23 protein-coding genes are annotated in these 23,148 nt (G+C 69.2%); 12 read left to right on the top strand and 11 right to left on the bottom strand.

Annotated features, from left to right (window positions below):
* The first annotated feature begins 14 nt into the window (after positions 1–14).
* From gcvH to JJQ90_RS25605, 4 genes are all read left to right on the top strand, one after another.
* Positions 15–392 (top strand): glycine cleavage system protein GcvH, encoded by a 378-nt coding sequence (gene gcvH, locus JJQ90_RS25620; RefSeq protein ID WP_216879146.1) that lies wholly within the window; start codon positions 15–17, stop codon positions 390–392.
* Positions 389–3,295 (top strand): aminomethyl-transferring glycine dehydrogenase, encoded by a 2,907-nt coding sequence (gcvP, locus tag JJQ90_RS25615; RefSeq protein WP_216879145.1) that lies wholly within the window; start codon positions 389–391, stop codon positions 3,293–3,295. The genes gcvH and gcvP overlap by 4 nt, the downstream gene beginning before the upstream one ends.
* Complete coding sequence (locus JJQ90_RS25610; protein ID WP_216879144.1) at positions 3,296–3,781, top strand: CinA family protein; 486 nt, start codon at positions 3,296–3,298, stop codon at positions 3,779–3,781. It begins immediately after the preceding gene.
* Between the two features lie 67 nt (positions 3,782–3,848).
* Entirely contained in the window at positions 3,849–4,862 is a 1,014-nt protein-coding gene (locus JJQ90_RS25605; RefSeq protein WP_216879143.1) for an alpha/beta fold hydrolase, read from the top strand.
* A gap of 54 nt (positions 4,863–4,916) precedes the next feature.
* Here JJQ90_RS25605 and JJQ90_RS25600 read toward each other — a convergent pair whose 3' ends face one another.
* The 7 genes from JJQ90_RS25600 to JJQ90_RS25570 form a co-directional block, all read right to left on the bottom strand.
* Positions 4,917–5,939, bottom strand: coding sequence for an ABC transporter substrate-binding protein (locus JJQ90_RS25600; protein ID WP_216879142.1), 1,023 nt, complete (start codon positions 5,937–5,939; stop codon positions 4,917–4,919).
* A gap of 12 nt (positions 5,940–5,951) precedes the next feature.
* Positions 5,952–6,980: an aromatic ring-hydroxylating dioxygenase subunit alpha gene (locus JJQ90_RS25595; protein WP_216879141.1), complete on the bottom strand. Its 1,029-nt coding sequence runs from the start codon at positions 6,978–6,980 to the stop codon at positions 5,952–5,954.
* Positions 6,981–7,044: 64 nt separating this feature from the next.
* Positions 7,045–8,031 carry a tetraacyldisaccharide 4'-kinase gene (lpxK, locus tag JJQ90_RS25590; protein WP_216879140.1) on the bottom strand — a complete coding sequence of 329 codons (987 nt, stop codon included), beginning with the start codon at positions 8,029–8,031 and terminating at the stop codon, positions 7,045–7,047.
* An 81-nt stretch (positions 8,032–8,112) separates the two neighbouring features.
* Entirely contained in the window at positions 8,113–9,462 is a 1,350-nt protein-coding gene (locus tag JJQ90_RS25585; RefSeq protein WP_216879139.1) for a 3-deoxy-D-manno-octulosonic acid transferase, read from the bottom strand.
* On the bottom strand, positions 9,459–10,175 hold the full coding sequence (locus JJQ90_RS25580) for a lysophospholipid acyltransferase family protein (protein ID WP_216879138.1): 717 nt from the start codon (positions 10,173–10,175) through the stop codon (positions 9,459–9,461). The genes JJQ90_RS25585 and JJQ90_RS25580 overlap by 4 nt, the downstream gene beginning before the upstream one ends.
* An 89-nt stretch (positions 10,176–10,264) precedes the next feature.
* On the bottom strand, positions 10,265–11,299 hold the full coding sequence (locus JJQ90_RS25575; protein ID WP_216879137.1) for a glycosyltransferase family 4 protein: 1,035 nt from the start codon (positions 11,297–11,299) through the stop codon (positions 10,265–10,267).
* Between the two features lie 127 nt (positions 11,300–11,426).
* Positions 11,427–12,245 (bottom strand): UDP-2,3-diacylglucosamine diphosphatase, encoded by an 819-nt coding sequence (locus tag JJQ90_RS25570; protein ID WP_216879136.1) that lies wholly within the window; start codon positions 12,243–12,245, stop codon positions 11,427–11,429.
* A gap of 215 nt (positions 12,246–12,460) precedes the next feature.
* Here JJQ90_RS25570 and JJQ90_RS25565 point away from each other — a divergent pair, with 215 nt between their 5' ends.
* Both JJQ90_RS25565 and JJQ90_RS25560 read left to right on the top strand, forming a co-directional pair.
* Entirely contained in the window at positions 12,461–13,333 is an 873-nt protein-coding gene (locus tag JJQ90_RS25565) for a diacylglycerol/lipid kinase family protein (protein WP_216879135.1), read from the top strand.
* A gap of 186 nt (positions 13,334–13,519) precedes the next feature.
* A complete protein-coding gene (locus tag JJQ90_RS25560) occupies positions 13,520–13,945 on the top strand; it encodes a hypothetical protein (RefSeq protein ID WP_216879134.1) in 426 nt (141 codons plus the stop codon).
* On the opposite strand, the gene JJQ90_RS25555 is transcribed toward JJQ90_RS25560, so the two are convergent.
* Together JJQ90_RS25555 and JJQ90_RS25550 are read right to left on the bottom strand one after the other, a co-directional pair.
* Positions 13,932–14,132, bottom strand: coding sequence for a hypothetical protein (locus JJQ90_RS25555; protein WP_216879133.1), 201 nt, complete (start codon positions 14,130–14,132; stop codon positions 13,932–13,934). The genes JJQ90_RS25560 and JJQ90_RS25555 overlap by 14 nt on opposite strands.
* Before the next feature lie 107 nt (positions 14,133–14,239).
* A complete protein-coding gene (locus JJQ90_RS25550; protein WP_216879132.1) occupies positions 14,240–15,265 on the bottom strand; it encodes an ABC transporter substrate-binding protein in 1,026 nt (341 codons plus the stop codon).
* A gap of 248 nt (positions 15,266–15,513) precedes the next feature.
* Between JJQ90_RS25550 and JJQ90_RS25545 the strand changes: the two genes are divergently transcribed.
* The 6 genes from JJQ90_RS25545 to JJQ90_RS25520 all read left to right on the top strand — a co-directional run bounded on the left by JJQ90_RS25545 (position 15,514) and on the right by JJQ90_RS25520 (position 21,430).
* Entirely contained in the window at positions 15,514–16,551 is a 1,038-nt protein-coding gene (locus tag JJQ90_RS25545; protein ID WP_216879131.1) for an aromatic ring-hydroxylating dioxygenase subunit alpha, read from the top strand.
* 90 nt (positions 16,552–16,641) lie between these two features.
* Positions 16,642–17,688: an extracellular solute-binding protein gene (locus JJQ90_RS25540; protein WP_216879130.1), complete on the top strand. Its 1,047-nt coding sequence runs from the start codon at positions 16,642–16,644 to the stop codon at positions 17,686–17,688.
* Between the two features lie 121 nt (positions 17,689–17,809).
* Entirely contained in the window at positions 17,810–18,634 is an 825-nt protein-coding gene (locus tag JJQ90_RS25535) for an ABC transporter permease (protein WP_216879129.1), read from the top strand.
* Positions 18,631–19,416, top strand: coding sequence for an ABC transporter permease (locus tag JJQ90_RS25530; protein ID WP_216879128.1), 786 nt, complete (start codon positions 18,631–18,633; stop codon positions 19,414–19,416). The genes JJQ90_RS25535 and JJQ90_RS25530 overlap by 4 nt, the downstream gene beginning before the upstream one ends.
* Positions 19,413–20,441 carry an ABC transporter ATP-binding protein gene (locus JJQ90_RS25525; RefSeq protein WP_216879127.1) on the top strand — a complete coding sequence of 343 codons (1,029 nt, stop codon included), beginning with the start codon at positions 19,413–19,415 and terminating at the stop codon, positions 20,439–20,441. The genes JJQ90_RS25530 and JJQ90_RS25525 overlap by 4 nt, the downstream gene beginning before the upstream one ends.
* Before the next feature lie 20 nt (positions 20,442–20,461).
* Positions 20,462–21,430, top strand: coding sequence for a succinylglutamate desuccinylase/aspartoacylase family protein (locus JJQ90_RS25520; RefSeq protein WP_216879126.1), 969 nt, complete (start codon positions 20,462–20,464; stop codon positions 21,428–21,430).
* A 40-nt stretch (positions 21,431–21,470) separates the two neighbouring features.
* Here JJQ90_RS25520 and JJQ90_RS25515 read toward each other — a convergent pair whose 3' ends face one another.
* On the bottom strand, positions 21,471–22,460 hold the full coding sequence (locus JJQ90_RS25515; protein ID WP_216879125.1) for a DUF2806 domain-containing protein: 990 nt from the start codon (positions 22,458–22,460) through the stop codon (positions 21,471–21,473).
* Between the two features lie 43 nt (positions 22,461–22,503).
* Complete coding sequence (locus tag JJQ90_RS25510) at positions 22,504–22,980, bottom strand: DUF3830 family protein (protein WP_216879124.1); 477 nt, start codon at positions 22,978–22,980, stop codon at positions 22,504–22,506.
* Positions 22,981–23,148 lie beyond the last annotated feature (168 nt).

Here is a 23,148-nt window from a genome sequence, read left to right as displayed (position 1 = left end):
AAGGTCCCAGAGACATGGCCGAACTGCGTTTCACCAAGGATCATGAATGGGTGCGGCTGGAGGGTGACACCGCCACCGTCGGCATCACCGACCACGCGCAGAACGCGCTGGGCGACGTGGTCTTCGTCGACCTGCCCGAGGCCGGCCGCGACGTCACCGAGGGCGAGGCCTGCGCGGTGGTCGAAAGCGTGAAGGCGGCCTCCGACGTCTATGCCCCCCTCGCCGGCCGCATCGCCGAAAGCAATGCGGCGCTGGGGGAGAATCCCGCGCTGATCAATTCCGACCCGACCGGGGAGGGCTGGTTCTTCAAGCTGACCGCCGTCGATGCCGCGGCCGTGGCCGCGCTGATGGATGAGGCCGCCTACGCCGCCTTCGTGGACGGCCTGGCATGAGCGCCATCGCCGACCTCGCCGCGCTGGAGGACAAGGGCGAATTCGCCCGCCGCCATATCGGCCCCTCCGACGCCGAGATCGCCGCCATGCTGAAGGTGGTCGGGACGGACAGCCTGGAGGCCCTGGCCGCCCGCACCGTGCCCGCCGCCATCCGCAGCAGCGCGCCCCTGCCGCTGCCGCCCGCGGCGACGGAGGCGGAGACCATCGCGGAGCTGCGCGCGCTGGCCGCGAAGAACCGCGCGGACATCAAGTCGCTGATCGGCATCGGCTATCACGGCACGCTGACGCCGCCGGTCATCCTGCGCAATGTGCTGGAGAATCCGGGCTGGTACACGGCCTATACGCCCTATCAGGCCGAACTCGCCCAGGGCCGGCTGGAAGCGCTGTTGAACTTCCAGACCATGGTGACCGACCTCGCCGGCCTGCCGGTGGCCAATGCCTCCCTGCTCGATGAGGGCACGGCGGCGGCGGAGGCGATGGCGCTGGCCCATGCCGCGACGCGCGGCAAGTCCGACACCATCGTCATCGCAGCGGATGTGCATCCCCAGACCCGCGCCGTGGTGGCGGGCCGGGCGGAGCCGCTGGGCTTCCGCGTGCTGGTGACCAAGCCCGCCGAGATCATCGCGACGGTGCGGGCGGAAAAGCCCTTCGCGCTGCTGCTGAACTATCCGGGCACCACCGGCGAAATCCGTGACCTGACGCGGGAGATCGCGGCGGTGCATGAGGCCGGTGGCCTGGCCATCGTCGCCGCCGATCCGCTGTCGCTGGTGCTGCTGACGCCGCCGGGCGAGATGGGGGCCGATGTCGTCGTCGGCTCCACCCAGCGCTTCGGCGTGCCGATGGGCTTTGGCGGGCCGCATGCCGGCTATATGGCGGTGAAGGATGCGCATAAGCGGCTGATGCCCGGGCGCCTCGTCGGCGTCTCGCTGGACGCCGCCGGCCAGCCGGCCATGCGCCTCGCCCTGCAGACGCGCGAACAGCATATCCGGCGCGAGAAGGCGACGAGCAATATCTGCACCGCGCAGGTGCTGCTGGCCGTCATGGCCAGCATGTATGCCGTGTGGCACGGGCCGGAAGGCCTTGCGCGGATTGCCAAGCGCGTCGCCTTGCAGGCGCGGCTGCTGGCGGGGGCGGCGAAGCGCGCCGGCTTCGCGCTGCGCCATGCCGACTTCTTCGACACCATCTGCATCGAGGCCGGCGGCAAGGCGGAGGCGCTGATCGCCGGCGCCCTGAAGCGCGGCTTCAACCTCGCCCGGCATGAGGGTGGCGGCGTCGGCATCGCGCTGGACGAGACGGTCACCCGGGACGACCTGCTCGCGCTGGTCGAGGCCATCGCCGAGGCCGGCGGCCAGGCCGCGCCGAAGCTGGATGGCATCATGCCCGAGGGCGGCTTCCCCGCCGCCCTGGCGCGCAGCAGCGCCGTGCTGACGGCGGAAGTGTTCCGCAGCCATCACGCGGAACACGCCATGCTGCGCTACCTGAAGCGGCTGGAGGACAAGGACGTCGCGCTGAACCGCAGCATGATCCCGCTGGGGTCCTGCACGATGAAGCTGAACGCGACGGCCGAGATGATCCCCGTCACCTTCCCCGGTTTCGGCAACATCCATCCCTTCGTGCCGGTGGACCAGGCGACCGGCTATCTGGAGATGATCCGGCGGCTGGAGAGCTGGCTCTGCGCGGTGACCGGCTTTGCCGCGGTATCCCTGCAGCCGAATGCGGGCAGCGCCGGCGAATATGCGGGGCTGCTGGCGATCCGGTCCTGGCACCGCGCGCGCGGCGACCTGCACCGCGATATCTGCCTGATCCCATCTTCCGCCCATGGCACCAACCCGGCCTCCGCCGTGATGGCGGGCATGAAGGTGGTGGTGGTGGGCTGCGACCGGGACGGCAATGTCGATCTGGACGATCTGCGCGCCAAGGCGGAGCAGCATGCGGCGAAGCTCGCCGCGCTGATGGTCACCTACCCCTCCACGCATGGCGTCTTCGAGGAAGCCATCCGGGAAATCTGCGCCCTGATCCATGAGAAGGGCGGGCAGGTCTATATGGACGGCGCCAATATGAATGCGCAGGTCGGGCTGACCAGCCCGGCGGCCATCGGCGCCGATGTCTGCCACCTGAACCTGCACAAGACCTTCTGCATCCCGCATGGCGGCGGTGGGCCGGGCGTCGGCCCGATCGGCGTCGCCGCGCATCTGGCGCCCTATCTGCCGTCGCATCCGATGCTGGCGGAGGCAGGGCCGATGGCGACGTCGCATGGGCCGGTGGCGGCGGCACCCTTCGGCAGCGCCTCCATCCTGCCGATCTCCTATGCCTATATCCGCATGATGGGGCCGGATGGGCTGAAGCGCGCGACGCAGGTGGCGATCCTCAATGCCAACTACATCGCGACCAAACTGGCCGAGCATTATCCGGTGCTCTATCGCGGCAGTCAGGGCATGGTCGCCCATGAATGCATCCTGGACTGCCGCGGCTTTCAGCAGAATGGCGGCGCCTCGGTCGAGGATATCGCCAAGCGGCTTCAGGATTACGGCTTCCACGCGCCGACCATGTCCTGGCCGGTGACCGGCACGCTGATGGTGGAGCCGACGGAGTCCGAGACGATGGGCGAGCTCGACCGCTTCATCGCCGCCATGGTCGCTATCCGCGGCGAGATCCGCGCCATCGAGCAGGGCCGCATGGACCGCGCCGACAACCCGCTGAAGAACGCGCCGCACACCGCCGCCGAGGTGATGGCCAGCGACTGGTCGCACCCCTACTCGCGCGAACAGGCCGCCTTCCCGCTGCCTTACGTGGCGCGCCAGAAGTATTGGCCGCCGGTGAAGCGGGTGGACAATGTGCATGGCGACCGCAACCTGGTCTGCACCTGCGCGCCGCTTGAGGCCTATGCCCAGGCGGCGGAGTAGATGCAGGCGCTGTTTGCCAAGGGCGAGGCGGTCGGCGCGCTGTTGAAGGCGCGCCGCGAAACGGTGGCGGTGGCCGAAAGCTCCGCCGGCGGGCTGGTCTCGGCCAGCCTGCTCGCGGTGCCGGGGGCCAGTGCCTATTTCCTCGGCGGCGCGGTGGTCTACACGGCCACGGCACGGGAACAGCTTCTGGGGATCACGGCCACCGAGATGGCGGGGATGCGCTCCTCCTCCGAACCCTATGCCATGCTGCTGGCGCGGACCCTGCGGACGCGTTTCGGCACGGTCTGGGGCATCGCGGAAACCGGCGCCTCCGGCCCCAGCGGCAATCGCTATGGCGATGCGGCGGGGCATAGCTGCCTCGCGATCAGCGGGCCTGTGGAGGTCGTGGTGACGCTGGAAACCGGGCATGGTGACCGCGCCGCCAATATGCGGGCCTTCGGCGTGGCGCTGCTCGACCTGTTCGAAAAATCACTGTCCGGGCGGTAGGCGCGACGGCGTCCTGCATCATAGGATACTCCCCAGCCGGGACCGAACCCGGGTGAGGGGAAATGTCATGACCAAATGGGGTGCCGCGCTGGTCGCGGCCTGTCTCGGCCTCGGCGGCGCGGCCCAGGCGCAGCCGATCGCGCTGGAGCGCTTCGGCTCCTTCCATGTCGGCGGGCGGCAGGTGGAGCTTTCGGGCCAGCCGGTGCGCGAATACCTGCCGACCGCGGGCAGCGTGCCACTACGCATCGACCCGAACGGCGTCCACATGGTGGGGCAGATGTATGCCCGCTTCATGGTGCCCGCCCCGCAGCGCGGCGCGGCGCCGCTGATGCTCTGGCACGGCGCCTATCTGACCGGCGTGACCTATGAGACGACGCCGGATGGCCGGCCGGGCTGGGACGAGTTCTTCCTGCGCCGCGGCTGGGCCACCTATGTGACGGATGCGGTGGAGCGTGGCCGCAGCGGCGCCGCCATGGTGCCCGAGATCTACGCGCCGCCGCTGCACCTGCCGGCGCAGAATCCGTGGGAGCGGTTCCGCATCGGCACCGGCGCGGGGTCCTATGCCACGCGCGCCGTCCTGCCGGGCAACCAGTTCCCGACCGAGCATTATGAAGCCTTCACCCGCCAGGTGGTCGCCCGCTACCTCGGCACCGATGCCGATGTGATCGCGGCCTATGTCGCGCTGCTGGAGCGGGTCGGTCCTTCTGTGGTCATCGCGCACAGCCAGGGTGGCGCCCTGGCCTGGCAGGTGGCGCAGCGGCGGCCGGACCTGTTCCGCGCGCTGGTCCTGATCGAGCCCGCCGGCATCGGCGCGACGGCGGAGGCCGCGAAGCTGAAGGATGTGCCGCAATTGATGGTCTATGGCGATTATGTCGACCAGGACCCGCGCTGGTCCGTCATCCGCCGCAACGCCCGCGCCTTCGCTGCGGCGATCACGGCGGCCGGCGGCACGGTGGAGGATGTGGACCTGCCGAGCCGTGGAATCCCCGGCAACAGCCATATGCTGATGATGGACCGCAACAGCGACCAGGTGGCGGCGCTGGTGCAGGACTGGCTCGCGGCCAAGGGGCTCTGGCGGTAGCAGGCGGAGCCGGGCGCGCCCTCTCCCCCCGACGGGGGGAGAGGGCTTTCTGAGTCAGCTCAGCTTCAAGTCCGCAGCGCCGGGCAGATAGGCGCTGGTGTAAAGCTCCTCCGCCGAGGGCCGCCTCGGAAAGGCGTAGACCTTCTCCAGGATGTCCAGCGACCGCGCCAGCCGGGCCGGGTCCATGGCGGACAGGCCATGCTGCTTCACATGGTCGGTCATGATGAGCTCGGCATTCACCAGCCGCGCCCGCTCCTCCTCCAGCGCCTGGTCCACCAGCGGCTCCGTCGCCTTCACCGCGACAGCGGAGGCCGCCGGATCGGCCACCATGGATTGCACGCCGCGCGCGATGGCGCGCACCACGCCGCGCACCACGGCGGGGTTCGCCTCGGCATAGGTGCGGGTGGTCATGACGCAGTTGGAATACAGCGGCACGCCATAGTCGCGGTAGCGCATGATGCGCTGCTGCGCCTCCGGCATGCCCAGCCCCTTCAGGCTGATGACGGTGGAGCTGACGAAGCCGGTGATGGCATCCGCCTGGCCGCGGATCAGCATCGGCTCGCGCAGCGGCGGCGTCACGCTGATCCATTGCACCTTGGCCGCGTCGAAGCCCGCGGCCTCCGCGAACACGGGAAAGATCTGGCGCCCTGCATCGCCCTCCGGCGCGGCGATGCGCTTGCCTTCCAAGTCCTTGGGCGTGCGGATCGGCCCATCGGCGCGGGAGACGGCGACCAGCGGCAGCCCGTCGAACACCATCAGCACGCACATCATGCCGACCGAGGGATTCTCCGCCGCGAACTTCGCCATCGACGAGAAATCGCCGAAGCCCATGTCATAGGCGCCGCCGCCGACATCGATCGGCACGCGGCCGGAGCCGAAGCCGCGCGAGAGGCGGATATCCACCCCCTCCTCCCGGAAATAGCCGCCGCGTTCCGCCACCTGGGCGAAGGCGGTGGAGCCGCTGATCGCCCAGTCCAGGCTGAAGCGGCAGGTGCGGCCCTGGGCGCGGGCATCCCGCGCGGAGATCAGGGCTGCGGTGGCAAGGCCGGCGCCAAGCGCGCCACGTCGGGTGAGCATGTCCAGTCTCCCTTATGCAGTGGCGAGTTCGGGCGCGTGGGTGGATGCGGAGTAGGTCTCGACGATGGCGCGCAGCTTCTTGCGCGCCAGGTTGCCGGCGCGGTCCTGCGGCATGCCCTGCTCCGGCGTCTCGCCCGGCATGATCGGCACATCGGCGCGCGTGGCCTCGAGGATGATCTTGTCCTCGGTCGTCACGCGGCGGTCGAAGGCGATGGCGGCGGCGGCGGGGATATCCGCCTCGCTGTCATTCCTGATGCAGAACTGGGTGAACAGGATGCGCTTGTCGCCCAGCGGCGTCGCGGTGGTGAAGATGATGTGCTGCAGCCCGTTGGGATAGGTGATGTGCAGCTTGCGGCAATTCGGCGCCCACCAGGTGGCGACGCGCTTGCGCACCGTCGTGTCGCTGTCGATGCCCGTGTAGCTTTTCCCCTCGCTGCGATTGGCGATCGGCACGGTGGCGCGGGAGATCAGGCCGAAATCGAATTCCTCGATATCCTCGGGCGGCGGCACCGGCTGCTTGATGTCGCCCTGGGTGCCACGATGGACGAAGGCGACATGCGCCAGGTCGAACCAGTTATCCACCAGGCGGAACAGCGACATGTCCCAGGCCTCGTGGAATTCCTGGATGATGCGGTAGCCGCCGTCATCGGCCTCCGGCAGTTCGGGGATGCCCATCAGCGGGTCCTCCACCGCCACCCAGACGAAGCCGTAGCGTTCGGCGACGTGATAGGCCTTCACCCGGGCGCTGGCCGGCGGCGCCACCTCCGGCCGCTGCGGGATCAGCGTGCATTGGCCGGCGGCGTTGAATTCCCAGCCGTGATAGGGGCAGGCGAGGGTATCGCCATGCTGCTCCCCCAAGGAGAGCCGCGCGGAGCGGTGGCAGCAGGCATCCTCCAGCGCGGAGACGGTGCCATCGGCGGCGCGCCACAGCACCATCTCCTCCCCGAACAGGGCGAAGGGCTGCGGTCCTTCATCCAGTTTTTCGACAGGCATCGCCGCATACCAGAAGCGGCGGAACACGGCGGCATCACCGATCTTCATGGGGGTCTCCCAGCCCGTTACCGGGTCAGGGAGATGCAACCTGCATGCCAGCCTGCGGCGCCGCCTAGGCCGGGATCGGCACGCGCCCCGCGATCGGGTCGAGCAGGCCCTCGATCTGCGCCGATTCAGCCCATTCCAACCCCACCGTCACCACTGTGACGCGGGACCGGAATTGCGCCGGGATGCGCACGAAATCCTTCTTGGTGGTCACGGGCAGGGCGCGCGCGGCCTCCGCCTGGTCCAGCAGTTGCTGGATTTCCTCGGCATCGTACTGGTAGTGATCGCCGAAGGCCTCCCGCCCCGCCAGCACGGCGCCGGCCTCCTGCAGGGTCGCGAAGAACTTGCGGGGGTTGGCGATGCCGCAGAAGGCATAGACCGGCTGGCCACGCAGCATCGCCGCCTCCGGCCCCGGCACCAGCTTGGCATGCAGCACGCGCAGGCCCGGCGGCAGCAGGTCCAGCGCACCGGTCTCATCCTCCCCGATCATCACCGCGGCCTGGCAGCGGGCGGCGGCGGCGGCCACCGGTTCGCGGAGCGGGCCGGCGGGGATGATGCGGCCATTGCCGAAGCCGAAGCCGCCATCGATCACCAGCAGCGAAAGGTCCTTGGTGAGGCCCGGATTCTGCAGCCCGTCATCCATGACGATGCAGCGGGCATTGCCCGCCACGGCAGCCTTGGCACCGGCGGCGCGGTCGGCGGAAACCCAGGTGGGGCGGATTTCGGCCAGCAGCAGCGCCTCATCCCCCACCATCGTGCTGTCATGGGTGGCGGGGTCCACCCGCAGCGGCCCCTTGGTGGTGCCGCCATAGCCGCGCAGCAGGAAATGCGCGGCGACGCCACGATCCGCCAGCCGCCGGCCGAGATCCATGGCGACCGTGGTCTTGCCGGCCCCGCCAGCCGTGGCATTGCCGCAGCAGATCACCGGCACCGGCGCCTGCCAGCCGGGCTGCGCCATGCGCCGCGCGGTGGCCTGCGCGTACAGTGCGGAGAAGGGGGCCAGCAGCAGCGGCATCACGCCACCACTGGCCGCCCAGAAGGCGGGTGCTCGCATCAGGCCTCGACCATCAGGTTTCGTTCACCAAAACGCCGCCACGGGCGGCCCTCAACTATGCCCGGAGGCCAGGCTCCGGTCTCATGTCCCGCGCGACAGGCCGGCCGTGCCACCCTCGGCGGATCCGGAAACAACCGGCATAAGGTCCAGCAGCGCCGTGGCCACCATGCCCGGCAGGCCGGCCTGGCCCTCCGCGATGGCGGCGGCGGCGGCGGCCATGGCCTCGCGCCCCGCAGGATCGGATAGCATACCGCCCACCTCCTCCGCCAGCATGGCGGCTTCGGGCACCACCAGCCAGGCCCCGCCGGCCGCCATCAGCCGCGCCACAGGCTCCTCGAAGTTGTAGGTATGTGGGCCGAGCAGGATCGGGCAGCCCAGCCGGGCCGCTTCCAACGGGTTCTGGCCGCCATGCGGCACCAAGCTGCCGCCGATCAGCGCGAGGGTGGCGAGGCGATAGAACAGGCCCAGTTCGCCCAGCGTATCCGCCACATACACCGCCACCCCCGGCCCCGGCATGCCGCCGGCGGCCCGGCGCGCCACGCCCAGCCCCTGCCGCGCCGCCTGGTCCGCCACCGCCGCGCCCCGTTCCGGGTGGCGCGGCACCAGCACGGTCAGCAGTTCCGGCCAGGCCGGCGCCAGCAGCGCATGGGCCGCCAGCACCAGCGCATCCTCCCCCGGATGGGTGGAGGCGGCGAGGAAGACCGGCCGCTCGCCGATTGCCTGGCGCAGCAGCGCCAGCGCCGAGGCCTCGGCCGGCAGCGGCGCGGCGGAGGCCTTGAGGTCGCCCCAGCATAGCGCCTCCGTGGCCCCCAGCGCCGCCAACCGTGCCCGGTCCCCCTCCGACCGCGCCAGCACCAGGCGGAAGCTGCCCAGGATACGCGCCGCGCTGCGCGGAAAGCGGCGCCAGCGGGCGAAGGAGCGCGGGCTCATCCGCCCGTTCAGCAGCGCCAGCGGCAGATGCCGGGCGCGGGCGGCCTCCAGCAGGTTGGGCCAGAGTTCGCTTTCCACCAGCGCGCCCGCGTCGGGCCGCCAGTCATCGAGGAAGCGCGCCACCCAGCCCGGCACGTCCAGCGGCAGAAAGCGATGGGCGATGCGCGGCAGGCCCCCGGCATCCGGGCGGGTCAGGGCCGGCGGCAGGCGGCGGCGCAGCGCCTCCGCCCCCGTCACGGTGCCGGTGGTGACCAGCAGGTGCAGGGCCGGGTCCCGCGCCAGCAGCGCTTCCAGAACCGGCAGGGTCGACAACGCCTCCCCCACACTGGCCGCATGCAGCCAGAGCAGCCGGCCGGGCGGCCGGGCGGCACCCAGGCCATGACGTTCCGGCAGGCGGGCCGTGACCTCCTTCCCCCGCCGCGCGCGACGGGCGAGGTGCCAGGGCAGCAGCGGCGCGACCAGCCGGGTGGCGAGGCGCCAGGCGAGGATCGGCAGGGTCATCGGCGCCTTGGCGCCCGCGCGGGCGGCTCCACCACGCCGCAGAGCCGGTCGGCCTCCGCACAGGCGGCATCCAGCGCCTCGGCGATAGCCGGCAGCGCCGCCTCCGCCCCCTCGCGCGGCACACTGATGGGCGCGCCGCAGACCAGCACGCCCCGGCCGAAGGGCAGCGGCAGCATCATGCGGTCCCAGGAGCCGAGGCGCCGATGCGCGCTGCTCGCGGCGCCCACCGCCACCACCGCCACGCCCGACATGGCGGCGAGCTGCGCCACCCCGGCGGCGGCCTGGCGGCGTGGTCCGCGCGGGCCATCCGGGGTGATGAGAACCGGCTGTCCTCGGCGCAGCCCGCGCAGCAGCCCGACCAGCGCCTGGGCGCCGCCGCGACGGGAGGAACCATAGACCATCTGCACCCCGAAGCGGGCGACGGCAGCGCCGATGAAGCGTCCGTCGCGGTGCTGGCTGACCAGCACCTGCGGCCGCAACCCGGCCACCATCGGCAGTCGCGCGGTGGCAAGGTGAAACAGCGCCGGCATCAGCGGCAGGCGCTCATGCCAAAAGGCCAGGATCAGCGGCTGCCCCTGCGCCACCAGCGCGAGCGCCGGCTCGGCGCCCAGAAGCTGCCAGCGCGTGCTGCGCATCACCAGGGAAAGGTACAGCCCGACGATCCGCGCGAGCCCCCCCTGGACCGCCGGATGCCGGATCAGCTTGCGCATCATGGGCGGGGTCGGACACACGCCATGCCGCAGCCGGTAGCACGCCCGGGCGGAATCGGGAAACCGAGCCCCAACTCGGGATCGGCGCGCGATCAGCGATACAGCAGGCTGTCGCGGAAGCGGCGGGCGCAGGCGGCCCAGGAGAACTGCGCCGCATAGGCCCGGCAGCCGGCACGGTCCGCCGACAGCGCCCGCAGACAGGCGGCGCGCAGATCGCCATCCAGCGCCCCGACGGGATGGTCGCCGATGACATCCAGCGGCCCGGTCACCGGGAAGGCCGCCACCGGCGTGCCGCTGGCCAGCGCCTCCAGCAGCACAAGGCCGAAGGTATCGGTCAGCGAGGGGAAGACGAAGACATCGGCCAGCGCATAGGCCCGCGCCAGCGCGCCATTCTCCCGCCATCCGGTGAAATGCGTGTCGGGGAAGCGGCGCATCAGCGCGGCGCGCTGCGGCCCATCGCCCACCACCACCTTGCTGCCCGGCAGGTCCAGCGCCAGGAAGGCCTCCAGGTTCTTCTCCACCGCCACGCGCCCGGCGCAGAGGAAGATCGGGCGCGGCAGCGATTCCCAACCCTCCGCCGCGCCATTCTCCCCCGCCGCCGGATGGAAGCGGTCGAGGTCGACGCCGCGGGACCAGGGCACCACATGGGTGAATCCCCGGCCCTTCAGCTCGGCCGCCAGGGTCGGCGTGGCGCAGAGCGTACCGTTTCCGGCCTGGTGGAAATGGCGCATCAGCGCCCAGGACCAGGCCTTCGGGATGCGGGTGCGGGCGTGCAGGTAGTCCGGAAACTTGGTGTGGAAGGAGGTGGTGAAGCGCCAGCCCCTTGCCCGGCAGATGCCGCGCATCGCCCAGCCCAGCGGCCCCTCCGTCGCGATATGCACGGCGTCAGGCCGGAAGGCGTCCACCAGCCGGGCCAGCTTGCGGCGCGGCGCCAGGGCCAGGCGGATTTCGGCATAGCCGGGGGTCGGGATGGTGGTGAATCGGTCCGGTCCGATCACCTCCACCACATCACCCAGCCGCGTCAGCTCCGCCACCACCGTCGCCATGGTGCGGACCACGCCATTCACCTGCGGATACCATGCGTCGGAGACGACGAGAATGCGAAGCGGACCGGCCGCTGCCGTCATCTCCGTGCCCTCAAGCGCGCCCATCCCCCAAACCGACTGCGCGTCCAATGCATCCCCTTCGCCGCAGGCCCTTCATGCGCGCCCCGGATGCCCGAGATGGCGGCGCGACGAAAGGTGGAAAACGCGGTCATGCGGTTTCCGGCAGCGGGGCAGGGGCTGGGGCGGGCGTGGCGTCGCGGAAGAAGCTCAGCCGGTTTTCCTGGGCCCAGTCCACCAGTTCGAAGCGGCCATCGGCATGCTCCACCAGCGCGGTGCAGCTTTCCACCCAGTCGCCGTCATTCATGTAGAGGACGCCCTGCACCTCCCGCATCTCGGCGTGGTGGATATGGCCGCAGACCACGCCGTCCAGACCCCGCCGGCGGGCTTCCTGGGCCAGCGCCACCTCGAAGCGGTCGATCGCCTTCACCGCCTCCTTCACCTGGCGCTTCAGCCATTGCGACAGCGACCAGTAGGGATAGCCGAAGCGGCGGCGCAGCGCGTTGAACCAGCGATTGGCGGCCAGCGCGGTGTCGTAGGCCCAGTCACCGAGATGGGCGAGGAACTTGGCGTAGCGCACCACGCTGTCGAATTCGTCGCCATGGATCACCAGGAAGCGGCGGCCATCCGCGGCCTCATGCACCGCCTCCTTCGCCAGGCGGACGCCGGCGACCTCGAGGCCCAGCCAGTCGCGGAACATCTCGTCATGGTTGCCCGGGATGTAGACGACATCGGTGCCGTTGCGCGCCAGGCGCAGCACCAGGCGGATCACCTCGTCATGCTCGGCATCCCAGTACCAGGATTTGCGCAGCCGCCAGCCATCGATGATGTCGCCCACCAGATAGAGCTGGTCGCATTCGACGCGGCGCAGGAAATCCGCCAGGAAATCGGCGCGGCAGCCGCGCGTGCCGAGATGCATGTCGGAGAGGAAGACCGTGCGGTAGCGGCGCCGGGTTTCTGTGTTGTGCATCCGTCTGTGCCCCGTCCTCATCCATCGCGCGCGGCGAACGCATCGCTGACAGTTCCGTTGCGCGGTCGCGGAGTAACGCGGGAAGGCCCGGCGCGACGTGAATCTTGAGTGACTTCTGCTGCATTGCGGGATGGGGCGGGATGCGCAGCGCGCATGTCACGCGACCGTCAGCCGGATGTCGGCGTGCTGTCATCATGCGCGGGGTAGGGCGAGCCATGCTCATCGTCTTCAACCCCACCGCCGGTGCCGGCCGCCGGCGGCGCCTTTCGCGCGCCCTCGACGCGCTTCTCCGGCTTGGCTTGCGGCCCGAGGTGGCAGAGACCGCCGGCCCCGGCGATGCGCGCCGGATCGCCGCGGCGGCGGCCGCGCGCGGCATCATGCTGGTGGTGGCGGCGGGCGGCGACGGCACCATCGCGGAGGTGGCGGCGGGGCTGTCGGGCAGCCCGGCGGCGCTCGGCCTGCTGCCGCTGGGCACGGCCAATGTGCTGGCCTGGGAGCTCGGCCTGAACCGGACGCCGGAGGCTGCGGCCCAGGTGCTGGCCCAGGGGAAATCCGGCCTGGTCTGGCCCGGCCATGCCCGCTTCGCCGATGGGCGGGAGATCCTGTTCGTGCAGATGCTGGGCGCCGGCTTCGACGCGGCGGTGGTCGCCGCGCTGGACCTGCGGCTGAAGCGCCAGTTCGGCCGCGCCGCCTATGTGCTGCAGGCGCTGCGGGAGGCACCGCGCTACGGCTATCCGCCGATCACGGCCAGCCTGGATGGCGGCGTGGCGGAGGTCGCGGCCAGCGTGATCGTCACCAAGGGCCGGCTTTATGCCGGGCGGCACCTGCTGGCCCCCGCAGCCCGGCCGGCGGCGCCGGGCTTCCAGGTGGTGCTGTTCCGCCAGGGTGGCGCGGCCGCTGCCCTGCTGGCCGGCGCGGCCCTGCCGCTCGGCCTGGTGCCGCGCCTGCCCGGGGTGGTGATACGCCCGGCGCGGCAGGTGGTGCTGACCGGCGCGGCGGTGCCGGTGCAGGCGGATGGCGACCCGGCCGGGCTGCTGCCGGTCTCGGTGGAGGATGGCGCGACGCCGCTGCGCATCCTGCTGCCGTAGGAAAGTTGCGCCGGCCCGCCGTTATCGCTTCCTTCAGCGCTGGGATGCCAGCCTGCCGCGCAGCATGCTGGGCAGGATCGCGATGCGGAACGAATCGAGCGGCGGGACCGGGGCAGGATCGTGGTCGAGGGCCGCAAAAACCATGCCCCCGTCCGACGCCTCGCCGACGTCCTGAGACGCCCGCTCATGCCCAAGGAAGTCCGCTACATCCTGTTCACGCCGCAGGAGGTGCTGGAGGCGCTGTCGGAAGGCATGGCCCTGGCCGATCCTGGCTGGGCCAGCGGCACCGGACGCATGCGGCTCGACATGGCCACCGCCACCTCCGGGGAGGTGATCTGCCGGCTGGTGCCGCATCCGCCGCGCCCTGGCGGTCGTCCGGGCTGGACCTTCCAGGCGCCGGACATGCTGGCCATGCTGCTTCAGGCCTGCCGCCGCCGCCGAATCCCGCTGCCGCGGCGCGGCCATAAGCGGCTGGAATTGATGGGCACCAGCCTCTGCCTGACCGTCACGCTGGGCGATGCGAGCGCGGAGCCGGAAGTGCGGAGCCATGAGATCCGCTACACCGATCCGGCACTGGCCCCGCTGCTGGCGCGTCGCGTCAGCTCCGGCTGAAACGCTCCGCGCGTTCCCGGCCCAGGGCCATGCCCGTGGCGCCAAGGCCCGCGACCAGGGACACCAGGCCGAAGCCGGCGGCCGCGCCAAGACCGGCCAGATCCATGCCCGAAAGCAGGCTCAACGCCACGCTCGCCATGCCAAGCAATGCGGTGGTGCCTGCCAGAAGGCAGAGGCCGATCAACATGGTGGGTCCCCCGATCCACGAATGAGCGGTCAGGTTGCGCCTTTTTTTTGCCATGATCCATGCACGAAGCCGGGAGGCGGTGCCCCGCCCCCCCTCCGTGTCGCGGGTCAGGCCGGCAGGCGGAGCTGGTCGGCCGGCGGCAGATAGGCTGGGGTGTAGAAGTCCCCGGCCGAAAGGCTGGCGGAGATGTTGAAGGCGGTGCGGATCGTCTCGATGCTGGCCTGCACCCGCGGCGTCGGCAGGTTGCCATAGCCGCCGGAGAGCACATCCGGCGTGCGGATGAACTCGAAATTCGCGATCAGCCGCGCCTTCTCCAGCGCCACGGGCGCGGTCGGGTCGCGCTTCACCAAAGCGGCGATGGCCGCATCGGGCTCGGCCCAGGCATCGGCATGGCCGCGGATGATGGCGCGGATCATGCCGGTGACGACGGCGGGATTGGCCTCGGCATAGGATTTGCGCACCTGGAGGCCGGTGGAGAGCAGCGCCACGCCGAAATTCGAATAGCGCATCACCAGGATATCGGCCTGCGGGATGTTCAGCGCGCGCAGGCTGAACACGCCAGAGGTCTCGAAACCCGTGATGGCATCGGCATCGCCGCGCGCCAGCATCGGCTCCCGCAACGGCGGCGTCACGGTGATCCAGGTGATCTTCGAAACATCGATTCCCGTGGCGCGGGCGAAGGCCGGGAAGAACTGCCGGCCGCCATCGGTTTCCGGCGCCGCCAGCTTCCTGCCCTCCAGGTCCTTCGGCGTGCGGATGCCCGTGCGGCGCAGGGTGATGGCCGAAAGCGGGCTGCCCTGGGCCAGCATGAAGGGGCAGATCAGGTCGGTACCGGGCTGGGTCAGGCGCAGCCGCATCACGGCGGAGACGTCGCCGACGCCGAACTGATAGGCGCCGCTGGCCACCTTCACCGGCACGTCGCCGGCGCCAAAGCCGCGATCCATGGTGACGTCCAGCCCTTCCTCGCGGAAGTAGCCACGCTCCAGCGCCAGCAGATAGGGCGCCTGGGGACCCTGGAAGGCCCAGTCGAGGGAGAACTTGATCGGCGTCAGCGCGGCCTGGCCGCGCGCGAGGTTTGGTGCGGCCAGCAGGCCTCCGGCGGCGGCGAGCAGGGTACGGCGGGGGGTCGGCATATCGGTGAAGTCTCCTGTCGCGCGCGCGCTTCAGCGCAGCTGTTTCTTCGCCGAGGGCACCAAGCAACCTCTGTGCCGCCTTGCAGGGGCCTGGCGGGCGGGATTCTGCCACTTTGCAAGGCGCGCCCGCCCTGTTCTTGGGCGCAAATCGCCGATTGGTCCCGGATTGCCCGCAAAAGCGGCTGGCATGGCGGTTGCGAAGCCCGGGCGCCGCCATCCCCGGCGAGGCATGCCCACGGACCTCCCCCATGCTGGCCACGCGCCAAAAAGTGCTGCGTCGATTCTGGTATCCGGTGATGCCGGAAGCCGCGCTGACCGCCGATAAGCCGGTGCCCTTCCGCCTGCTCGGCCAGGACATCGTGCTGTGGCGCGGCAAAGGCGGGGCCCCGGCGGCGCTGGCCGATCGCTGCCCGCATCGCGGGGCGAAGCTCTCCACCGGCTTCCTGGACCGGGATGTGCCGGAAGGCCCGGCGCTGGCCTGCGGCTATCATGGCTGGGCCTATGGCGCCGATGGCCGCTGCGTGAAGGTGCCGCAGGCGCATGACCCGCTGCGCGGCTTGAAGGGCGGCGCGAAGGCGCATCACGCCGCCAGCCGCTACGGCTGGATCTGGGTCTGCCTGGAGGAACCGCTGATGGCGATTCCCGAGATCCCCGAAGCGGCCGATCCCGCCTTCCGCCGCATCGACGAATTCCACGAACCCTGGGCCGTCTCCGGCCTGCGGATCATGGAGAACAGTTTTGATACCGCGCATTTCTCCTATGTGCATGCCGCCACCTTCGGCATTCCGGAAGACCCCAGGCCGGCGCCTTCCACCATCGAGCACACCGACTGGGGCTTCATCATGCGGTCGGAGGCGCCGGTCTCGAATCGCGGCATCAGCAAGGAACTGGTGAAGTCCGACAGCGATCGCACGGTACGGGTGATCGAGGGCCGCTGGTTCCTGCCCTTCTTCCGCGCCAGCCGCATCGACTACCCGACCGGCCTGACCCACATCCTGTGCACCGGCGCGACACCGATCGACGACCAGCACAGCATGATCTGCCAATGGGTGCTTCGGAATGACACGGAGGCCGAGGCGCCGGCGGCGAAGGTGATCGCCTTCGACCGCGCGGTGACGGAGGAGGATCGCGGGGTGCTGGAGACCACCACCTTCGACGTGCCGCTGGAGATGGGGGCGGAGCTGCACATGCCGGCCGACAAGCCCGGCATCGAGATGCGCCGCCGCCTCGCCGCCCTGCTGGCGGAACATGACGAAGTGGAAGCCCGGCTGCCGGAGATGGCCTAGCAGCGCACCGCGACGGGGCTTGCGAGCCGCCGCGTCGCGGTCGCATAGTCCGGACAATTCAAACGCTCGCCCTCCAAGGATACCGGCCCCATGTCGCGTGATGGAATCATGTCGCGTCCACTGACGCGACGCTCCGCTTTCGCCGCCGCAGCCCTGCCATTGCTGGCGGGCCAGGCGCGCGCGCAGCAGCGCTTCGCGGGGCGGGAAATCGTGGCCACGGCCTTTGGCGGGCCGAGCCAGGACCTGATCCAGCGCATGGTCTATGACGTGGTAACGCGGGAGACCGGGGCGCGTGGCACGCAGACGCCGCTGCTCTCGGCCAATGCCTTCGCCCGCATGCGCGCCGAGGCGCAGGCGCCGCAGATCGACCTGTTCATGTTCTCCGGCGGCCAGCAGGTTGCCGCCAAAGCCGGCGATCTGACGCAGAAGCTGCCGGATGCGTCGAACTTCGCCAGCGTCCCGGCCAGTCTCAAGGATGCCGATGGCCACTGGATCGCCTGGGGCCTGGTGACGGAAGGCATCCTGTATCGCCCGGACAAGGTCGCGAACCCGCCGCGCAGCTACAAGGACTTCTTCCGCCCGGAATTCGAGGGCCATATCGCCTTCCCGCATATCACCAACGGCTATGGCACCGACTTCCTGGTGATGCTGGCCCGCGCCCATGGCGGCAGCGAGAGCAATATCGGCCCGGGCTTCGACGCACTGAAGCGGATTTCCGGCCGCGCCAATATCTTCCGCTCGGCGGCGGAGGTGCAGACGCTGTTCGCCTCCGGCGATATCTGGATCATGCCCTATGACGGCGCCTCGGCCATGCGCAGCTCCGCCATGGGCATCCCCGTGGCCTATTCCGTGCCCGAGGAAGGCGCGCCCTTCGTGCTGCTGACCGGCGCGGTGGCCAAGCGGTCGCGCAATGCCGACATCGCGGCGGCCGTGCTGAACCGGCACCTGGACCCGGAGGTGCAGACCGCCATCGCGCGGGAGATCGGCTGGGCACCGGTGAACCCGGCGACGCAACTGCCGCCGGATGTCGCACCCTTCATGGCGCCGACCGACAAGCTGGCCGATCTGAACCGGGACGTCATCAATGCCAGCCGCCCGGCCTGGACCGACCGCTTCAACCGCGAGATCGCGCGTTAGTGCGGCGCGCATCAAGCGCGCCGAGCGGCCGAATGGCCGCCGCGCCCAGTGGCGCGCAGCCAAGCCGCGCGGATGCGCGGCGCCCGGCGCCTGAGGGTCATGTGGATGCATCAGCATCCACATGAACGGTGATTTGAACGCTCGGCGGGGGTTGATCGCCGCCGGGCTGCTGGCCCCGGCGGCGCTGATCTTCGCCACCCTCTTCATCTGGCCGCAGCTCGGGCTGTTCCTGCAATCGCTCGGCGGACCGCCGACCTTTTCCCGCTTTCTGGGCGACAGCTATTACCTCGGGGTGCTCGGCAACAGCCTGATGCTCGGCGTTTGCGTCACGCTGGTGACGCTGGTGCTGGGCTTTCCGCTGGCCTTCCTGCTGGCACGGGCAGAGACGCGCTGGGCGGGGCTGTTGCTGCTGCTGACCACTTTTCCCCTGTGGGTGTCGGCGGTGGTGCGCAGCTTCGCCTGGATGGTGTTGTTCTTCCGCTCCGGCGTCGCCTCCCGCCTGTTGCAGGGCACGGGGCTGGTGCCGCCGGATTTCCAGCTGATTGGCACTTTCACGGGGGTGGTGATCGCACTCGCACAAGTGCTGCTGCCGATTATGATCGTGACGCTCTATGCGGTGATCCGCGGCGTGGACCGGGACCTGGAACATGCGGCGATGAATCTCGGCGCCTCGCCGGCCGTCGCGATGTGGCTGGTGACGCTGCGGCTGGCGCGCGGTGGCGTGCTGGCGGGGTCGCTGCTGGTTTTTTCGTTATCTGTCTCCGCCTTCGCCACGCCCTCGCTGATCGGCGGCGCCAGGGCGCATTTCATGGCGGTGACGATCTATGAGCAGACGCTGGAATTGTTGGATTGGCCCTTCGCCGCGGCGATCGCCGCCATCCTGCTGGTGATCTCGCTCTCGGTCGCGCTCACCTACGGCAAGTTGCTGGGGGAGAAGAACCGATGACCAGCCTGCGCACACCGCTCGGCTGGGTGCTGCGGGGCATGGCGGTGCTCGGCTTCGTCTATCTGCTGGGGCCGCTGCTGGTGATCGTCGCGGCCTCCTTCAGCGATACCGGCTACCTCGCCTTTCCGCCGCAGGGCTTTTCGCTGCGCTGGTACCAGGCGGCGCTGGCGGACCAGCGCTATCTGAACGGCTTCTTCGTCAGCCTGCGGCTGGGACTGATGGTCGCCGCTCTGTCCCTGGTGATCGGCACCGCCGCCGCCGTGGCGCTGACACGCTTCGCCTTCCCCGGATCGACCTTGCTGGAGGCGCTGTTCCTGTCGCCGCTGGTGCTGCCGGCGCTGGTGCTGGCGGTGGCGCTGACGCTGTTCTTCGCCGCCAACCCAATCGCGCCCCCGGGCATGACGCGCCTCGTCATTTCCCACCTTCTGGTCGGCGTCCCCATGGTTCTGCGAGTCATGCTGCCCGTGCTGCGGCGCGTGGACCCGGCCATCGAGGAAGCGGCGCGCAACCTGGGGGCGTCCCCCATCAAGGCGTTCTTTCTGGTGACGCTGCCGGTGCTGCGGCCGGGGCTGATCGCCGCCGCCGCGCTGGCCTTCATCTTCTCCTTCGACGAGGTCGAGATGGCATTGTTCCTGGGCTCCGTCCGGGACGCGCCGCTGACCGTCGTTCTCTACGGCGCCGCGCAGATGCAGATGGACCCGACGGTCGCCGCCGTCTCCTCCATGCTCATCCTGCTGGCCCTGCTGCTGATGGTGGCCCAACAGATGTATGCGAACCGATGACGAACAGCGCGGAACTGGTGCTGGACGGGCTGGCGCGCCGCTATGGCAGCACCACCGCCGTGGCCCGCATGGATCTGACCGTCGCGGCAGGCGAATTGGTGGCGCTGCTCGGCCCCTCCGGCTGCGGCAAGACCACGACGCTGCGCATGGTTGCGGGCTTCATCGAGCCCAGCGAAGGCCGCATCCTGCTGCGTGGCAAGGATATCACCACCATGCCCGCGCATCAGCGCGACACCGGCATGGTCTTCCAGTCCTACGCGCTGTTCCCGCATCTGAGCGTCGCCGAAAACATCGCCTTCGGTCTGAAGCGGCGCGGCGTGGCCAAGGCCGAGATCGCGGAGCGCGTCGCCCGCATGGTCTCCCTGTTGCAATTGCAGGGGCTGGAGGCCCGGCTGCCGAAGCAGCTTTCCGGCGGCCAGCAGCAGCGCGTCGCCGTTGGCCGCGCTTTGGTCATCAACCCCGCGGTGGTTCTGCTGGACGAACCCTTTTCCAACCTCGACGCCCTGCTGCGCGAAGGCACGCGGATCGAACTGCGTCGCCTGCAGACGGAACTTGGCCTGACCACGCTGTTCGTCACCCATGACCAGGCGGAGGCGATGGCCATCTCCGACCGCATCGCGGTGATGAACAAGGGCCGCCTGGAACAGCTCGGCACGCCGCGCGAGGTCTATGAGCGCCCGGCGACGCGCTTCGTCGCCAGCTTCATCGGCCGCGCCAACATCTTGGTCAGTCGCGATGGGCGGTCGGAGGATGGCATTCCGCTGGACGCGCCGGATGGCACGCTGGTGCTGCGGCCGGAGCGGGTGACGCTGGATGACGCGCCGGCCGAGGGGCCGAATGCCGTGTCCGGCACAGTGGAGCTGCTGAGCTTCCTCGGCACCGGCACCCAGGCCGTGCTGCGGCTGCCCGGCGGGCGGCAATTGCTGGCCGAGGGGCCGGCCTCGCTCGCCGACCGTTTTCGCACCGGCGGGCCAGCCACGGCGCGCTGGACCCGCGGCGACCTGGTGGCGCTGCCACCCGAATAGAGTTCCCAGGAGGATCACCCATGAAATTCGGCACCGCCGAGGCCGCCCCCGGCGAACTCGCCACCGGCACCATCGCGCTGACCAGCGACCCGATCGGCCCGCTGCTCTCCCCCGTCATGCTGGCGCGCGGCGCGCTGCCGGGGCCGCGGCTGTACATCCAGTGCCTGATCCATGGCGGCGAGAATGTCGGCCCGATCGCGGCCGCGCGCTTCCTCCGCGGGCTGGACCTCAAGACCTTCAAGGGCAGCATCGCCGCGCTGATGTGCGCCAATCCGCTCGGCCAGCGCATGCACAGCCGGCTGATCCCGCAGGACGGCACCAACCTGAACCGCATCTTCCCCGGCAGTCCCAGGGGCAGCGTCGGTGAACAACTCGCCGACCGGCTGCTGGCGCTCGCCGGGGAGCATGGCGGCGATGCGGTGCTCGACCTGCACAGCGGCGGGGAGCTGACGATCACCGCCTTCTACGTCATCCACGACGCCAAGGGCACGTCGCCGGCGCAGCTCGCTTCCCAGAAGCTCTCGGCGCAGGTCGGCAGCCGCTACCAATGGGGCGCGACGGAGGATTGGATGGAGGGCACCTTCCTCACCAACGTCACCCGCCGCCACAACAAGGCCGCGCTGATCGTGGAAAGCGGCGGCGGCGCCCGGGTGCGGCCGCTCGACCTCGACAATTTCGCCACTGCGCTCACCGGCACGGCGCAGGCGCTGGGGATGATCCCCGGGCAGCCGCCGACGGCCAGCGACATCCGCTATGGCGGCAACGCGGTGCATGTGAAGTGCAGCCAGGGCGGCTATTGGGATTGCCGCGTGGAGCCCGGCCAGGACATGGCCGCCGGGGACATCATGGGCCATATGGTCGACATGACCGGCCAGGTGGTGGAGACCATCACCTGCCCCGCGACATCCGCCTGGGTCGGCTCCATCCGCCGCCCCTGGATGCCACTCTATGCCGGCGACCAGGTGGTGGAGGTGGTGGAGCGAAAGTAGAGAATAATAATACTGCAACCCGCCAATGAATGATGGCTGGCTATGCCAAAGAACGGACATTAACCGGATAAAGTAGGTTATCGACCTTAACGACCTCACAGATCTCTACTTTATCAAGACCTCTAAGCTGTGAAAACCCCCTACCAATATCCTCTAAACTTACTGAGTCTTGCGAAGGAATCAAAGATGCGATTTCTTCTCCAGCCGGCGTAAGGTGAGCACCGCCAACTATAAGAGGGAATTTTTCTTGTCCATTCTTAGAATGCAGCAAAATTCCACCAACTTGGCACTGCAGCAATGCTTTTCCCTCATTTACGAATTTTACACCCGCTGCTTCACTAACCCTCAACACCGAGATTGCGTCAAGAAGATGTATTTTCTTTATACCATCTGATTCAGCAAAGGGCCCCACCGACGGAAGCCACGCCGGCGTACTCCCGATCAACCAAGGCTTTATCGACCAGAGCGCTTGGACCGCCTTCTGGTCCATAAGTGAGGCGATTTGAACTGCTTGCCTGGAAATCGTTCCGGGATTCCGAATCTCCCCGACCAGAAGTCGCGCGAGCAAATCCCGAAGTGAATCGGAGGTTACTGATTCCGCAACATTCGCAAAATATCCCATGAAATCAATGGATGGACCTTCAGCCTGATAGGCAGGTGGCGGATTGTCGGCCAGATGCTCCAGCGTCCTTCTCGCAACATCTTCACGCGCCTGCTGCTTATTTGCCAGGTCTCCGACCCAGCGGTCTATGGCACGCTGGACGAGTTCAGAATCTTTCGAAATCCGCTTAGCTGCAACCTCTGAAAGAGCCCGGGTTATTCTAGACTGCGCGGCTATCTCGTCTCTGTTCCGTTGATTCCGCTTCTCTAAGACAAGCGCAGGAACATCAACAGCGGAGCTGACGAGGCGGCCGATAGCTTCCTGGACTGGCTTGCTAACCAGCAACCGTAGCAAACCTCCTTCGGCCACCTTCGCGAACGCCGACCCAGACTCGGTCACCGCCGCAACTGGAGGCTCGTCGGCGGACACAGCATCTAGTTCCTTCTAGGGATTATTCGTATCTTGAACGATACTACTCTTCCCGCCTGATCTCCAGCATCTTCGCGCCGTGCAGCCGGATATCCGCGCACTCCTTGGCAAACTGAAGAAGATCCTCGGGCAGCATGCGGCCGAACATGGTCACCGGGGTCCAGCCGAGCGGGCCGAAGACGCGGCCGCCGTCGCCGTAGAACATGCCGATTTCCCAGAACTCGTCGGCCAGGCCCTTCATCATGTTCGGCGCCTGGTAGAACCACAGCACGTCGCCCGGCGTGGGGATCACCGTCTGGTTCTCCGGCGGCAGGCTGCGCGGATCGAAGGTCTGGTTCTCCGGCGGCAGGCCGATCATGATCTCCGGCCCGGCGAACATGGCGTGGAAGGAAAGCTGCCGCACCGGGGTGGCCAACGCGCCCCAGATCGCATCGACCGTGCGGGCGGCGAGTGTCTCATGCAATTCGACACGGCCGGACACCCCGGCATCGACAAAGGTGAAACGCAGCATGCGGGGCATCGAGGCGGACTCCTGATCTGCTGTGCAGGATCATCCGGCCGCGCCGCGTCGGTCAACCATGCGGCGGAGCCGGTAGTGGGTCAGTTTGACCGGCCCTGAATATATTCCGCTCAGGCAAGGCGTGCGTCGCGGCGGGCCGGGTGGCATACTGAGCACATGGCAGAGAAG

The organism is Falsiroseomonas oleicola (genome assembly GCF_019029495.1).
GTDB lineage: Bacteria > Pseudomonadota > Alphaproteobacteria > Acetobacterales > Acetobacteraceae > Falsiroseomonas > Falsiroseomonas oleicola.
The sequence above is the reverse complement of the archived record's forward strand: the minus strand, read 5'-3'. Positions and strand labels throughout refer to the sequence as shown.

Bases quoted from the DNA above. Each gene is read 5' to 3' on its own strand.
- gcvH (WP_216879146.1), top strand. From the start codon at position 15: ATGGCCGAACTGCGTTTCACCAAGGATCATGAATGGGTGCGGCTGGAG.
- gcvP (WP_216879145.1), top strand. From the start codon at position 389: ATGAGCGCCATCGCCGACCTCGCCGCGCTGGAGGACAAGGGCGAATTC.
- JJQ90_RS25610 (WP_216879144.1), top strand. From the start codon at position 3,296: ATGCAGGCGCTGTTTGCCAAGGGCGAGGCGGTCGGCGCGCTGTTGAAG.
- JJQ90_RS25605 (WP_216879143.1), top strand. From the start codon at position 3,849: ATGACCAAATGGGGTGCCGCGCTGGTCGCGGCCTGTCTCGGCCTCGGC.
- JJQ90_RS25600 (WP_216879142.1), bottom strand. From the start codon at position 5,939: ATGCTCACCCGACGTGGCGCGCTTGGCGCCGGCCTTGCCACCGCAGCC.
- JJQ90_RS25595 (WP_216879141.1), bottom strand. From the start codon at position 6,980: ATGAAGATCGGTGATGCCGCCGTGTTCCGCCGCTTCTGGTATGCGGCG.
- lpxK (WP_216879140.1), bottom strand. From the start codon at position 8,031: ATGCGAGCACCCGCCTTCTGGGCGGCCAGTGGTGGCGTGATGCCGCTG.
- JJQ90_RS25585 (WP_216879139.1), bottom strand. From the start codon at position 9,462: ATGACCCTGCCGATCCTCGCCTGGCGCCTCGCCACCCGGCTGGTCGCG.
- JJQ90_RS25580 (WP_216879138.1), bottom strand. From the start codon at position 10,175: ATGATGCGCAAGCTGATCCGGCATCCGGCGGTCCAGGGGGGGCTCGCG.
- JJQ90_RS25575 (WP_216879137.1), bottom strand. From the start codon at position 11,299: ATGACGGCAGCGGCCGGTCCGCTTCGCATTCTCGTCGTCTCCGACGCA.
- JJQ90_RS25570 (WP_216879136.1), bottom strand. From the start codon at position 12,245: ATGCACAACACAGAAACCCGGCGCCGCTACCGCACGGTCTTCCTCTCC.
- JJQ90_RS25565 (WP_216879135.1), top strand. From the start codon at position 12,461: ATGCTCATCGTCTTCAACCCCACCGCCGGTGCCGGCCGCCGGCGGCGC.
- JJQ90_RS25560 (WP_216879134.1), top strand. From the start codon at position 13,520: ATGCCCAAGGAAGTCCGCTACATCCTGTTCACGCCGCAGGAGGTGCTG.
- JJQ90_RS25555 (WP_216879133.1), bottom strand. From the start codon at position 14,132: ATGTTGATCGGCCTCTGCCTTCTGGCAGGCACCACCGCATTGCTTGGC.
- JJQ90_RS25550 (WP_216879132.1), bottom strand. From the start codon at position 15,265: ATGCCGACCCCCCGCCGTACCCTGCTCGCCGCCGCCGGAGGCCTGCTG.
- JJQ90_RS25545 (WP_216879131.1), top strand. From the start codon at position 15,514: ATGCTGGCCACGCGCCAAAAAGTGCTGCGTCGATTCTGGTATCCGGTG.
- JJQ90_RS25540 (WP_216879130.1), top strand. From the start codon at position 16,642: ATGTCGCGTGATGGAATCATGTCGCGTCCACTGACGCGACGCTCCGCT.
- JJQ90_RS25535 (WP_216879129.1), top strand. From the start codon at position 17,810: ATGAACGGTGATTTGAACGCTCGGCGGGGGTTGATCGCCGCCGGGCTG.
- JJQ90_RS25530 (WP_216879128.1), top strand. From the start codon at position 18,631: ATGACCAGCCTGCGCACACCGCTCGGCTGGGTGCTGCGGGGCATGGCG.
- JJQ90_RS25525 (WP_216879127.1), top strand. From the start codon at position 19,413: ATGACGAACAGCGCGGAACTGGTGCTGGACGGGCTGGCGCGCCGCTAT.
- JJQ90_RS25520 (WP_216879126.1), top strand. From the start codon at position 20,462: ATGAAATTCGGCACCGCCGAGGCCGCCCCCGGCGAACTCGCCACCGGC.
- JJQ90_RS25510 (WP_216879124.1), bottom strand. From the start codon at position 22,980: ATGCCCCGCATGCTGCGTTTCACCTTTGTCGATGCCGGGGTGTCCGGC.